Consider the following 12,725-nt stretch of genomic DNA (forward strand, 5'->3'; position numbering starts at 1 on the left):
ATAAGAAATACTTTTATCTAAAATAAGATTCTTTCATAAGGCTGATACAAAAAGGGCGGTTAAAAACCAGATGATTCTTAACCGCCCTTTATTTTGTTAAAAGTTAGATTGAACGTTTAACCTCAACCACTTCAAACACCTCGATTTGGTCGCCGACTTTTACATCGTTGTAGTTTTTCACGCCGATACCACATTCCATACCGTTGCGAACTTCAGATACATCGTCTTTGAAACGACGAAGAGATTCTAATTCCCCTTCAAAGATAACGACGTTGTCACGTAATACACGGATTGGGTTGTTACGTTTCACTACACCTTCGGTTACCATACAACCTGCGATTGCACCAAATTTCGGATGACGGAATACATCACGAACTTCAGCTAAGCCAATAATTTCTTGTTTAAATTCAGGCTCTAACATACCGCTCATTGCTGCTTTAATTTCATTTAACAATTCATAGATGATTGAGTAATAACGTAAATCAATGTTTTCTGCTTCAATGACACGACGCGCAGATGCATCAGCACGAACGTTAAAGCCAACAATGATAGCATTAGATGCTGCAGCTAAAGTTGCATCAGTTTCAGTAATACCACCTACACCTGAACCAACAACTTTAACTTTTACTTCATTGGTAGAAAGTTCATTTAACGCTTGAACAATCGCTTCCACAGAGCCTTGTACATCTGCTTTCACAATAACGTTCAATTCAGCCACATCGCCTTCAGACATATTGCTAAACATATTTTCAAGTTTCGCTTTTTGCTGACGAGCTAATTTCACTTCACGGAATTTACCTTGACGATATAACGCCACTTCACGTGCTTTTTTCTCATCACGTACAACGGTTGCTTCATCACCCGCTGCCGGCACGCCTGAAAGACCTAATAATTCAACTGGAATTGAAGGACCTGCTTCATCAACTTCTTTCCCGTTTTCATCGCGCATTGCACGCACACGGCCGTATTCAAAACCACAAAGTACAATATCGCCTTTACGTAGTGTACCTGATTGCACCAAGATAGTTGCCACAGGACCACGACCTTTATCAAGGTAAGATTCAATCACCACACCACTTGCCATGCCGTCTTTTACAGCGGTCAATTCAAGCACTTCTGATTGAAGTAAGATTGCATCTAATAAATCATCAACCCCTGTACCTTTCTTCGCAGATACTGGAACGAATTGCACATCACCACCGAATTTTTCAGAAATTACATCATGTTGTAATAATTCTTGCTCAACACGGTCTGGATTTGCTTCTGGTTTATCGATTTTATTTACTGCAACCACTAAAGGTGCACCAGCCGCTTTTGCGTGTTGAATCGCTTCAATAGTTTGAGGCATCACACCATCATCGGCAGCAACAACAAGAACAACGATATCTGTAGCTTTTGCACCACGTGCACGCATAGAAGTAAACGCAGCGTGTCCTGGAGTATCCAAGAAGGTGATCATTTTTCCATCATCCATTTCTACGTGATACGCACCGATATGTTGGGTAATCCCCCCTGCTTCGCCTGCAGCAACTTTCGCTTTACGAATATAGTCAAGTAAAGAGGTTTTACCATGGTCAACGTGGCCCATGATGGTTACAACTGGCGCACGCGTTACTTTTTCTGCGTTTACATCGCGATCGCCTAATACCGCTTCTTCAAGCTCATTTTCATTACGAAGAATCACTTTATGGCCAAGCTCTTCTGCTACTAATTGAGCGGTTTCTTGGTCGATAACTTGGTTAATAGTAACCATTTCGCCCATCTTCATCATCGTTTTGATGATTTCAGTCGCTTTTACAGCCATCTTATTCGCTAATTCAGCAACGGTAATGGTTTCACCAATTACAACATCTGCTTTTACAGCTTGAACTGGTTTAGTAAAGGCTTGTTGAAGTGCGGCACCTTTTTTGCCGTTTTTACCTTTACCAAACTTAGCGTCTTTTTGATTTTTACGATTAGATTCGCGCTCGTTTTTCGAGTTTTTGCTATTTTCATCGTCGCGACCGCCTTTTTTCGCTTTCGCTACTTTATTTTTGCCACGGCCACGATTTTCGTTACGGCGATCTTCTTCATCTTCTGCTTCAAGTGCATATCTTGAACTTAAGTTGTAATCAGAATAGTCTTCAGAAGAAGATTCATTGTCTGAATCATCAGCTTCAGCATAACGTTTCGCTTCTTCTGCTGCACGACGAGCTTGTTCTTCTGCTTTTTGACGAGCTAATTCTTCAGCTTTACGACGAAGTTCTGCTTCTTCTGCTTTACGTTTCTCTTTTTCAGGATCAACAGATTTAGCTTTAGAATCTACCGCACTTTTTGCTGGCTTAGCTGTTTCTGCTTTCGCTTTTTCAGCTTTTGCTTTTTCATCAGCTTCTTTCTTAGCTGCCGCTTTTTCAGCTTCTAAACGAGCTTTTTCTTCTGCTGCTTTTTGTTCAGCAATTTTTTTAGCTTCCGCTTCTTGCTGTGCTTTTAATTTTGCTTCTTCTTGTTGAGCAATATCAGTTTTTACTGTGCGTTTTTTACGTACTTCTACTTGTACTTCTTTGCTTTTACCACCAGTTGTAGTGCTGCTCACTGTTGTTTTTGTTCTGCGTTGAATGCTTAATTTTTTTGGCGCATCAGCCTTAACATCTTCAGTCATTACTACTCTCCTTATTCTTCGCCAAACCAACAGATATTACGTGCAGCCATAATTAAATCTGCTGCCTGTTCTGCTGTTAATTCTTCAATATCTGCTAAATCATCTACACCCTGTTCGGCGAGTTCTTCGAGAGTAGTAATTTGTTTTTCAGCTAATTTGAATGCCACATGGCGATTCATACCATCTAAATTCAATAAGCGATCTTCAATATTCGCTTTTTTCAATGCTTCTTCTTCAGCTACTGCTGCGGCTGTAATCGCATTTTTAGCACGAGTTTGAAGCTCTTCTACAAGATCTTCATCTTCTAAACCATCAATTGCTGTCAATTCATTCATTGGCACATAAGCAATTTCTTCTAAACTTGTGAAGCCTTCTTCTACAAGGATTTGTGCAAATTCTTCATCAAGTTCTAATGCGTTCATAAATAAGTTTAAAACTTTGTTATCTTCTGCTTGATGTTTTGCATTTAAATCATCAGTAGTCATTACGTTTAATGTCCAACCTGTTAATTGTGTTGCTAAACGTACGTTTTGACCATTACGGCCAATTGCTTGCGCCAGGTTAGCTGCTTCAACAGCAATATCCATAGAATGATTATCTTCATCAACGATGATAGAAGACACATCAGCTGGTGCCATTGCATTGATCACAAATTGTGCTGGATTATCATCCCAAAGCACGATATCTACGCGCTCACCACCAAGTTCATTGGTAATGGCTTGAACACGCGCACCACGCATACCCACACAAGCGCCAACAGGGTCAATACGTTTATCGTTTGATTTAACTGCAATTTTAGCGCGAGAGCCAGGATCACGAGCCGCACCACGAATTTCAATCATTTCCTCGCCAATTTCAGGCACTTCAATACGGAATAATTCGATCAACATTTCTGGTTTAGAACGTGTCACAAATAATTGTGCAGTTTTGCCTTCAGGATTTACTTTATAAAGCACACCACGAACACGGTCACCTGGACGGAAATTTTCACGTGGCAACATATCTTCACGAGCAATCATCGCTTCTGCTTTGTTGCCAAGATCTAAGATGATGCTGTCACGACTTACTTTTTTCACAGTACCCGTTACAATTTTTCCTTCTTCAGCGCGGAACTGTTCTACAACTTTTGCACGCTCAGCTTCACGGATTTTAGTGCTGATTACTTGGCGTACAGTTTGCATTGCAATACGATCAAATGCGATAGATTCGATTTGATCTTCTACATAATCGCCAATTTGAAGATTGGGATCTTCAAATTGTGCTGCTTCTAAAGTGATTTCTTTCGTTGGCACTTTGACTTCGTCAACAATTAACCAACGACGGAAAGTATCAAAATCACCTGTTTTTGGGTTGATTGATACACGAATATCTGTTTCATATTCATATTTTTTCTTGGTAGAAAGCGCAATTGCACTTTCTAACGCTTCAAAAATTTTTTCACGTGGTAATAACTTTTCATTGGATACGGCTTCTGCCGCCAGTAAAATCTCTTTACTCATTTTTTCTTTTTCTCCTTTTAAAATTTTGCAACAACATTCGCTTTTTGAATGTTACCAAAGACTAAAACTTGTTCCTGTCCATCAACGATTAAAGTAACCATATCGTTTTCAATACGCTCTAGCTTACCTTGCCATTTACGGCGTTCCATCACTGGAATTCGTAAATGCACTGCGATATCTTGCCCAATATAGCGTTCAAATTGTGGTAAGGTAAATAGCGGACGATCTAAACCTGGTGACGACACCTCTAGATTGTATTTATCCGCAATCGGATCTTCTACGTCTAAAATTGCGCTCACTTGGCGACTTACATCTGCACAATCATCGACGGTCACACCACCTTCTTTATCAATAAATAAACGCACAGTCATAAAACGGCCTGCACGTTGACATTCAATACCCCAAAGTTCACAGCCTAAATCCTCTACTGCGCCTTGTAGCATTTCTTGTAAATTTTGTTCTAATGTAGCCAATTTCTACTCCTATACTGTAGTGTCAGTTTTTAGTCAAAATAACTTCTTTTAATTAATCTAAAAACTTCTACAAAAAATTTTAGGCATAAAAAAAGGGTTAGGTTCACAGGAACCTAAGCCCAGTTTTTATTAAATTTCTTATAGAAAAAAACCCCAATACTGGGGTTCTTTTACTGAACTTATTATTGGTTGCGGGGGCCGGATTTGAACCGACGGCCTTCGGGTTATGAGCCCGACGAGCTACCAAGCTGCTCCACCCCGCGTCCGAAATATGGGGTGCATTATAGTGATAAAAATTTAAAATGCAAGAAGTTTTACTAGATTCCTTAAAAACTTTGCTAAAACTTACCGCACTTTTCATCATCACTAGAATCGAATACCAGAGCCAATCCCTAGTCCTAATCCAACGCCGTTACTTCCGCCACCAGCGCTAACACCACCACCTACAGCACAAGCAGCTAATATGCTTGATAATACAATAATAAAAAGTGTTTTCTTCATCATTTTTCCTTTATTAATAAAATTTCAAATAAACGATAAATTGCTATTAAATCTGTCTTTGCAATAGGTTTAAAAGGTAACAAAAGATAGTAAATCCAGCGAAAACGCTTCAAGTATACAATCATATTATGCCAATTTTGTACCTCACAATGTGCTTGATAATACAAGACCACTTTTTGAATAAAATCGTCTGAAATATCTTCTTCTCGACATAAACTATCAAAGAAAAACAACATATCTCGAACGATTAACCAATTTCGATTTTGACTACTTGAACGAGATTCAAAATCAAGAAAAGTAACCTTTCCCTTATCCCAAGTGATATCTCTAATAGCAGGACGACCATGCACCAAATTTTTAGCATGTAAATTAATCAAAGCAAAACAAACGTCATAAATAATCGAAAATTTTTGCTGATTATCGATATCCTTATTACATAGCCATTGCGATGAAGTGATTCCCGCATCTTCTAAAACAAAAAAATCCTCATCATGATAAGAGACTATTGGAACAGGTGCATTTTTTTCAGTAAGATTCAATAAAGTTTGTAATTCATTTTTGAAAGATTGCTTAGGTCGAGGTTTTAATAATAGCCAAATCCCTTTCAATTTTTCAGGTTGCTTCAACCAAAATTTCTTGCCTTCATATTGAAAAGGATAAATTCTTTCATCACGATGTGCTATAACTAATTGATTAACATATTCTTTAAATTCAGGGCTCATTACGACATCACTCCATTGCTATTTGTGGTATATTTGTCCACCATTTTTATTTTGCTTTTAACTTAACTAAAAATTAAATATGAAAAAAATTAAATTATTATTTCTTACGTTAACGTCTATTTTAGCGATATCCCCTAATATATCGGCCTCACCTTTTTCAATAACTGAATCTCAAATTAATCAATATCTACAAGAGAAAGGAGCTATTGCGGATAAATTTGGCTTACCAGGATTATTTTTTCTTGATTATCAAGTAAGAAATTTGAGTACCAAAATTGGGCAAACTAATGATAAACGCGTAGAAATGAGCGGTACTTTAGAGGGTTTATTTCAATTTGGCAATAAAAAATTGCCTGGAAAATTAAATCTGACCTTCGATACAATTCCTTATTATAATCCTGAAGAAGGCGCGATTTATTTAAAGAAAATGCGTATTTTACGTTGGTCAGGAGAACCACAGCAATATATGCAACAAATGCAAACAATCATGCCTTTTTTAAATGAAAATGTCGCTAAATTACTGGAAAATATTCCTATTTATACATTAGATAAAAACAATATGCGTGATGTGCTTATAAAAAAATTTGCTAAAGAAATCCGTATAGAAAAAGGGCAACTTTCCTTAGAGACTAGCATGTTCTAATAACATTTATATGATGTAATTGAACGTTGCTTATTGATAGAAAGATAAAAAGAGCGGTGAAAATCTAAGAAAAATTTTCACCGCTCTTTTGTATGAATTAATAAAGAAAAATTAAAATGCTGAGGTATCCTGGAATAGTCCAACTTTTAAATCTGTTGCTGTATAAATAACGCGACCATCTACTTCAACTTCACCATCAGCCATTCCCATAACCAGTTTACGATTAATAACTCGTTTCATATGGATTCGGTACACTACTTTTTTAGCCGTAGGCAAAATTTGCCCTGTGAATTTTACTTCCCCAACCCCTAATGCTCGCCCTTTTCCTTTGCCACCAATCCAGCCTAAATAAAACCCAACAAGCTGCCACATAGCATCTAATCCTAAACAACCAGGCATCACTGGATCGCCAATGAAATGACAACCAAAAAATGGCAATTCAGGTTTAATATCAAGTTCAGCTTCAATATACCCTTTACTAAAAGCACCTGTTTCCTCATTCATTTCAATAATGCGATCCATCATCAGCATGCTCGGCGCGGGTAATTGTGGCCCTTCTTTGCCGAATAATTCGCCGCGACCTGACGCGAGCAAATCATCATAAGAATAGCTACTTTTTTTATTAGGTGTACAAGTGTTTTGCATTTTAGGTTCCTTTATATATGATGAATTCAGTTTTAAACTGATATAAAACATTCTAAAGAGAACATAGCAAAGTGTAAATAGCTAACACTTGTTCGCAAAACTTGTCGGAGCAGTCACTTTGATAGATTATAAAAGAAATAAAAGCGAACAAATGTTCGCTTTTATCTATTAAAGTCGGAAGAAATTCCAAAAACCTTTCCTTTCTAAATCAGCTCTCCCCTCAATTCGACGTTGAATGAGACGAGATAAAGGCTCAGTTTTTTCTGTATAATCTTTGTTTTCATCTAGCAAATCACGATTAAATAATAATTCGCAAGCTTGATAAATATCTTCTACAGGATAAATAAAAAATTCACCATTTTTTACCGCACTTTTCACTTCATCAGATAAACTCAGTTGCTGAATGGTCGTCATTGGAATAATTACACCTTGTTTTCCGGTCAAACCACGACGTTGGCAAATAGTAAAAAAACCTTCAATCTTATCATTCACCCCACCAACAGAATGAACAAGTCCAAATTGATCAATCGATCCTGTAATTGCGATATTTTGAGGCAAAGGCAAATCCGCCAAAGCACTTGCTAGCACACAGAAAATCGCCAGAGATGCACTATCACCATCAATTTCACCATAAGACTGTTCAAACACTAATGAGGCAGAAAATGGCAATTGCGATGGAAAATCTAATATATTGGAAAGGCAAGCTTGCGCAATCATCATGCCTTTACCATGAATATTTCCCGCTAGTTCATTTTTTCTTTCAACATCGATCACTTCCCCTTCGCCGAATTGTACAATACAACTAATACGCGAAGGCTCGCCGAAACATACTGGTGTACCAGGATATTCAATTACTGAAAGGCCATTAATTTGCCCAACAATTTCCCCTTGAGTTTCAACATAAACTTGCTCATTTAAAATATCGGCATAAGTTTGTTCTTTTAGGAAACCATATTGCGCCAATTTTTGTTGAAAAATATCCTCAAAATCCTCCGCACTTAATGCTATTTTTTCAGCAAAAGTTGAAGCATCCTGTAATATTTCTTTTAATTTAAGAGGTGATGCGTTAATTAAAAAGCGATCTTCACTTTCACGAACTAATAATTGATAGAGTTTATTTAACGCCGAAAAATCTAGCTCAATATTTTGCTCTTGAGCCATTTGTTGTACATAACCCGCCCAAGTTTTTTGTTCTTCCACTTCAGCCACAGAAACATAACTTTCAATTTCAGCATAATCGGCGAAAGAATAAAGGTTTTCTTCTAACTCAGCCAAAGTAGCTAATTCAGTACGATTACCAAGTACAATTACTTTTAAGTTCAGCGCATAGCTTGGTATATCACAAGGTAAATTTTTAAATGGATGGGCTGAATACCAATCAAAAGTTTGGGTTTGCAGAATTTGTTTTAATCGCCCCCATAAGTCAAATTGAGATAACAATGTTGCCGCACTTAAAATCAAAACTCCGCCATTAGCTTTATGCACTAATCCTGGCACTAATTGAATATCTTGTGAACTTGGATGAATCCGAAAACTACCAAAAAGCTGGAATTGATCGCAATACAATGCGCTTAACGCCTCACCTTGACTGGCAAAATTATCATCTAAAGATTTTGCTGGCTCAGTATAAACATGAGGAAAAGAAAAAGAGTCGCCCTGCTCTATCGCATAATTTACACCGAAAATTGACCGCACTTTATGATGGTTTTTCGATATAAAATTTTGTAATAATTCCGCATATTCAACCGGCTCACCTACTTTCATCATCAATAAGGAACGCGTTGGATGGTGTAAAAATAAATCGATAGCCTGCGTGACATTTGGTTGTAATGCCCAAAAATCCACTGGTTCTAAAGGAAAATCTTGAATTGCCAAATCAGGTTGCAATGCCTGCCAATTTAAAGATTGCTCAATAGCTTGTTGTTGAGAAAATAATGAACTCACGGCTAGTCTCTTTCTAGAAAAATTGACCACATTATCGCATATTTAATAGCCTTGTGAAAATCCACTAGAAAATCGTCATAAAAACACGTATATTAATACAGTTACCACGTCACTCAATGATAAAAAATGAAATACCAAAAACTCGAAAATCAAGAAGCAAATTGGAAATGGATTTACCTAATTCGTAAACATCGCGAAGGGGAAAATATCACGCGTTATGAAGAACGCAGTTTGCAAGAAGCCAAAGCCCAAGAATTATTAGAATCCCAAAATTATCCAGAAAAAATTGAAGAATGGATTAAGAATCATCTTTCTCCAGCCTTACCGATTAAGCTCGATCAGGCCATTCGTGCCCGCCGTAAACGCTTTTTTAATGGGGAAAAACAACATACAAAGAAAAAATCCATTGATTTAGAATATGCGGTTTGGCTACGTCTTTCTAAATATTCTAGAAAAATGAAAATGACACTTTCGGAAACAATTACCTATATGATTGACGAAAGAGAAAGCAAAGCACAATTTGAAAATCAAATGGCAGCAATGAAAACCAGTTTAAAGAATTTATTAAAATAAAAAAGACAAGCTGCAATTCTTGTCTTTTTGAGTTAGGACTAATAGAGAAAAATTTAGAGTATTCGCATTACTCTTGATTATCCACAAGTGGAATTATTTTCGTGGCATGAGATCCTTTGTCTCCGTGGATAACTTCAAATTGCACCTTTTGACCAGCTTTTAATGAACGATAACCGTCCATTTCAATCACTGAATAATGTGCAAAAATATCGGCGTCCACGCCTTCTGCGGAAATGAAACCAAATCCTTTTGCATTATTGAACCATTTCACAACACCAATTTCCATAAAAGACCTCTCTAGGCTTCGCCTACTAAAACAATAAATCAATAAGACTCTCGCCTTATCACCTCGTATGGACGTTATATTCAAATATTTTGATCGGTTATGCAATGAGCAATATTCAAAAATGATAAGTAGATCACAAAAAATTTAATTTTCTGGAGTTTTTTTATCATTTTTATTAATTTCTCGTAGTGCTTTCGCCACTATTTGAATCGCTTCTCCGCTACTAATCCCTTTTGCCATAAGTTCTTGAATTTGTTCAACTGCTTTTTGTTGCTGTTCGTGTGTTAAGTTAATATCAAACATTTTCCCATCCAAATTGATTCATTAATTGATGCCATTGTTCATCTAAACCTGCTGTAATTGTTATTTGCTCTTTCATTATTGGATGAATAAAAGACAACCTATTAGAATGTAAAAATAACCGAGAACAGCCAAGATGCAACGTTAACGCGCGATTTTGGTGCAAATCACCATATTGCGTATCACCTAAAATTGGGTGAAAAATATGTTTCATATGACGACGTAATTGGTGTTTTCTGCCTGTATGAGGGATTAATTTAACTAAAGAATAACGCGCCGTTTGATAACGCCCAGCAGGATAAGGCATTTCGACTATTTTTAATCCTTCATAATCAGTAATAGCTTCTTGAGGCTCTTTATCTTCTTGAGAAAATTTATCTGCAATTTTATCCAATTGAATTTTTAGTGGATAATCTATCCGCTCTTTTCCCTGTAGATACCCTCTTACTACAGCCAAATAAGATTTCTGAATGCACTTTTGTTCAAACTGTTCACACATTAGGTTCGCAATTTCACTGCTCAATGCAAATAACAACACGCCAGATGTCGGTCGATCTAAACGATGAATAGGAAATACATGTTGACCAATTTGATCTCGTAACGTTTGCATCACAAATTGAGTTTCATGAGGATCTAACCAACTACGATGAACTAACATACCAGCAGGCTTATTCACCGCAACGAGAAACTCATCTTGATATAAAATTTCTAACATTCGTTCTTGTTCAGAAGTTCTTCTAAAGCAACCAAAGGAGTTAATAGTTTTTGTAACTCATCAAATTCCTTCATTGCTTCTTCAATATAAGGAGAAATAGCAATTTTATTTGGCAAGGCTGAACCACTTTCTAACAATGCCTGCATGCGTGGAATAAATACCCACTGTAGCCACTCTTCGGCAGACATCGTATCAATTGAAAAAGGTTCTTCACTTAAAAAGGCCTCTGCAGCAGGGGGCATCGTTTGCCATAAATTAAGCTGCTGCATGGTAATTTGGAGCTGTTCAAGATGCCGTTTAGTTTGATTACGCATATTTTATATCCTAATTAATGAATGTTTTTTGCAAATACACGCACATTTGAAAAACCATTTTCTTTCAAATATAAGGCTTGTAATTTGCTCATCACACCACGTTCACAATACAACACGTAATTTTTACTTTGATCAAGGCCACCAAATTGAGAGGAAAGTTTGTAGAACGGCATTTGAATGACGTCATGTGTATCTGATTCAAATGGATTTTCATCAGTTTCTTCTGGGCTACGAATATCCAAAATCACTTCATTTTCACCCAATACAGAAATTGCCTCGACTTCTACGACTTCTTTTTCTGTTTCTTCTGCGATCTGGCGAATATCTAAATATTTCGCATTTTGTACCGCACTTTCAAGAATCTCAAAATTAAAATGCCCTTCTTCTTCAAGAATCTTTTCACGAACAGCTTTGATCGTAGGATTTTTTGAAATTACCCCACAAAATTCAGGCATCGATTTTGCAATATCGTCGGTACCAATTTCTTTCGCCATCGCGATAATTTGTTCTTTATCATGCGTAATTAACGGGCGTAATACTAAGGTATCTGCAGCTTCATCAATCAAGCGTAAATTGGTTAAAGTTTGGCTAGAAACTTGCCCTAATGCTTCCCCTGTCACAATTGCTTCAATATTAAAACGTTGAGCGACTTTACTTGCGGCTCGCACCATCATCCGTTTTAATACAACACCCATTTGGCCGTTATCGACTTTCTCTAAAATCTCACCGACAACTCCCTCAAAGTTAATCGCAATAAAGCGTACTTTATGTGAAGCGCTATAGCGTTGCCAAATATGATAAGCCATTTGTTTAACGCCAATTTCATGGGCTGCGCCGCCAAGATTAAAGAAACAATAATGAACTCGGGAACCACGACGAATCAACATGTAACTCGATACACCTGAATCAAATCCCCCCGAAATTAAAGAAAGTACATCCTCTTGCGTCCCAATCGGATAACCGCCAATCCCTGCGTGACGTGCTTTAACTAACATCATTTTGTCATCTTCAATATCAATACGAACAGTCACATCTGGATTTTTCAACCGCACTTTTGCGCTTTCAATATGTTGATTTAATCCACCGCCGATATAACGTTCCGCTTCAATAGAACTAAATTTATGTTTACCCTTACGTTTTACTCGAACGCAAAAGGTTTTGTCTTGAAGTTGTTGTGCGACATCAGCAAGCGTCAATTCAAAAATATGATGTAAATCGGTAAACGGTTTTTCTTCAACTTCTAAAAAATGATGAATACCAGGAATACGTTGTAACAAGGCGATTAATTCTTCACGATTTTCTTCATTTTTTGACCGCACTTCAATGTAATCCCAGTGACGTACAACTGCAGTTTCTTCATCATATTTCTGTAAAATATTGCGGATATTAGAGGTTAAAATTTTTGCGAAACGTTTACGCACAGTTTCGCTTTTAATCATAATTTCAGGGAAAAGTTTAACGATAAATTTCAT

General features: G+C 37.0%; 14 protein-coding genes and 1 tRNA gene. 2 read left to right on the forward strand and 13 right to left on the reverse strand.

Features of this window, described 5'->3' with window-relative positions; all coding sequences use genetic code 11:
* Positions 1-103: 103 nt before the first annotated feature.
* The 6 genes from infB to AC6H0J_RS07105 form a co-directional block, all read right to left on the reverse strand.
* The gene (gene infB / locus AC6H0J_RS07080) at positions 104-2,638 is read right to left on the reverse strand and encodes a translation initiation factor IF-2 (RefSeq protein WP_065264836.1); all 2,535 of its coding nucleotides are present in this window, start codon (positions 2,636-2,638) and stop codon (positions 104-106) included.
* Positions 2,639-2,649: 11 nt separating this feature from the next.
* Positions 2,650-4,137 carry a transcription termination factor NusA gene (gene nusA, locus AC6H0J_RS07085; protein ID WP_005628607.1) on the reverse strand — a complete coding sequence of 496 codons (1,488 nt, stop codon included), beginning with the start codon at positions 4,135-4,137 and terminating at the stop codon, positions 2,650-2,652.
* A 17-nt stretch (positions 4,138-4,154) separates the two neighbouring features.
* Positions 4,155-4,610 (reverse strand): ribosome maturation factor RimP, encoded by a 456-nt coding sequence (gene rimP, locus AC6H0J_RS07090; RefSeq protein ID WP_005628605.1) that lies wholly within the window; start codon positions 4,608-4,610, stop codon positions 4,155-4,157.
* A 186-nt stretch (positions 4,611-4,796) separates the two neighbouring features.
* Positions 4,797-4,873: transfer RNA gene (locus AC6H0J_RS07095), tRNA-Met, on the reverse strand.
* A 103-nt stretch (positions 4,874-4,976) separates the two neighbouring features.
* A complete protein-coding gene (locus tag AC6H0J_RS07100) occupies positions 4,977-5,111 on the reverse strand; it encodes a hypothetical protein (protein WP_005628603.1) in 135 nt (44 codons plus the stop codon).
* Positions 5,111-5,833 carry a BUD32 family EKC/KEOPS complex subunit gene (locus AC6H0J_RS07105; RefSeq protein WP_118816842.1) on the reverse strand — a complete coding sequence of 241 codons (723 nt, stop codon included), beginning with the start codon at positions 5,831-5,833 and terminating at the stop codon, positions 5,111-5,113. Before AC6H0J_RS07105 ends, AC6H0J_RS07100 begins: the two co-directional genes overlap by 1 nt.
* Before the next feature lie 79 nt (positions 5,834-5,912).
* Here AC6H0J_RS07105 and AC6H0J_RS07110 point away from each other — a divergent pair, with 79 nt between their 5' ends.
* Positions 5,913-6,476, forward strand: coding sequence for a YceB family lipoprotein (locus AC6H0J_RS07110; RefSeq protein ID WP_118816841.1), 564 nt, complete (start codon positions 5,913-5,915; stop codon positions 6,474-6,476).
* A 111-nt stretch (positions 6,477-6,587) separates the two neighbouring features.
* On the opposite strand, the gene fabA is transcribed toward AC6H0J_RS07110, so the two are convergent.
* Together fabA and AC6H0J_RS07120 are read right to left on the reverse strand one after the other, a co-directional pair.
* Positions 6,588-7,121, reverse strand: a complete 534-nt coding sequence (fabA, locus tag AC6H0J_RS07115) for a bifunctional 3-hydroxydecanoyl-ACP dehydratase/trans-2-decenoyl-ACP isomerase (protein WP_005628867.1) — start codon at positions 7,119-7,121, stop codon at positions 6,588-6,590.
* Positions 7,122-7,289: 168 nt separating this feature from the next.
* Positions 7,290-9,065 carry an AAA family ATPase gene (locus AC6H0J_RS07120; protein WP_005628869.1) on the reverse strand — a complete coding sequence of 592 codons (1,776 nt, stop codon included), beginning with the start codon at positions 9,063-9,065 and terminating at the stop codon, positions 7,290-7,292.
* Positions 9,066-9,191: 126 nt separating this feature from the next.
* Between AC6H0J_RS07120 and matP the strand changes: the two genes are divergently transcribed.
* Entirely contained in the window at positions 9,192-9,638 is a 447-nt protein-coding gene (gene matP / locus AC6H0J_RS07125) for a macrodomain Ter protein MatP (RefSeq protein WP_005628871.1), read from the forward strand.
* 67 nt (positions 9,639-9,705) lie between these two features.
* On the opposite strand, the gene cspD is transcribed toward matP, so the two are convergent.
* The 5 genes from cspD to thiI all read right to left on the reverse strand — a co-directional run bounded on the left by cspD (position 9,706) and on the right by thiI (position 12,725).
* A complete protein-coding gene (gene cspD, locus AC6H0J_RS07130) occupies positions 9,706-9,924 on the reverse strand; it encodes a cold shock domain-containing protein CspD (protein ID WP_005628872.1) in 219 nt (72 codons plus the stop codon).
* 144 nt (positions 9,925-10,068) lie between these two features.
* Positions 10,069-10,227, reverse strand: a complete 159-nt coding sequence (locus AC6H0J_RS07135; protein WP_497513346.1) for a YoaH family protein — start codon at positions 10,225-10,227, stop codon at positions 10,069-10,071.
* Complete coding sequence (gene truC, locus AC6H0J_RS07140) at positions 10,220-10,939, reverse strand: tRNA pseudouridine(65) synthase TruC (protein WP_005628877.1); 720 nt, start codon at positions 10,937-10,939, stop codon at positions 10,220-10,222. Before truC ends, AC6H0J_RS07135 begins: the two co-directional genes overlap by 8 nt.
* Positions 10,933-11,253: a YqcC family protein gene (locus tag AC6H0J_RS07145; protein WP_005628878.1), complete on the reverse strand. Its 321-nt coding sequence runs from the start codon at positions 11,251-11,253 to the stop codon at positions 10,933-10,935. The genes truC and AC6H0J_RS07145 overlap by 7 nt, the downstream gene beginning before the upstream one ends.
* A gap of 14 nt (positions 11,254-11,267) precedes the next feature.
* Positions 11,268-12,725: a tRNA uracil 4-sulfurtransferase ThiI gene (thiI, locus tag AC6H0J_RS07150; protein ID WP_118816839.1), complete on the reverse strand. Its 1,458-nt coding sequence runs from the start codon at positions 12,723-12,725 to the stop codon at positions 11,268-11,270.

The sequence above is a fragment of the Haemophilus sp. THUN1691 genome (assembly GCF_059704425.1).

Excerpts from the sequence above, each read along its gene's own strand:
- AC6H0J_RS07135 (WP_497513346.1), bottom strand. The coding sequence starts at position 10,227 with ATGTTTGATATTAACTTAACACACGAACAGCAACAAAAAGCAGTTGAA.
- matP (WP_005628871.1), top strand. The coding sequence starts at position 9,192 with ATGAAATACCAAAAACTCGAAAATCAAGAAGCAAATTGGAAATGGATT.
- thiI (WP_118816839.1), bottom strand. The coding sequence starts at position 12,725 with ATGAAATTTATCGTTAAACTTTTCCCTGAAATTATGATTAAAAGCGAA.
- fabA (WP_005628867.1), bottom strand. The coding sequence starts at position 7,121 with ATGCAAAACACTTGTACACCTAATAAAAAAAGTAGCTATTCTTATGAT.
- nusA (WP_005628607.1), bottom strand. The coding sequence starts at position 4,137 with ATGAGTAAAGAGATTTTACTGGCGGCAGAAGCCGTATCCAATGAAAAG.
- AC6H0J_RS07110 (WP_118816841.1), top strand. The coding sequence starts at position 5,913 with ATGAAAAAAATTAAATTATTATTTCTTACGTTAACGTCTATTTTAGCG.
- infB (WP_065264836.1), bottom strand. The coding sequence starts at position 2,638 with ATGACTGAAGATGTTAAGGCTGATGCGCCAAAAAAATTAAGCATTCAA.
- AC6H0J_RS07145 (WP_005628878.1), bottom strand. The coding sequence starts at position 11,253 with ATGCGTAATCAAACTAAACGGCATCTTGAACAGCTCCAAATTACCATG.
- cspD (WP_005628872.1), bottom strand. The coding sequence starts at position 9,924 with ATGGAAATTGGTGTTGTGAAATGGTTCAATAATGCAAAAGGATTTGGT.
- truC (WP_005628877.1), bottom strand. The coding sequence starts at position 10,939 with ATGTTAGAAATTTTATATCAAGATGAGTTTCTCGTTGCGGTGAATAAG.
- AC6H0J_RS07105 (WP_118816842.1), bottom strand. The coding sequence starts at position 5,833 with ATGAGCCCTGAATTTAAAGAATATGTTAATCAATTAGTTATAGCACAT.
- AC6H0J_RS07100 (WP_005628603.1), bottom strand. The coding sequence starts at position 5,111 with ATGAAGAAAACACTTTTTATTATTGTATTATCAAGCATATTAGCTGCT.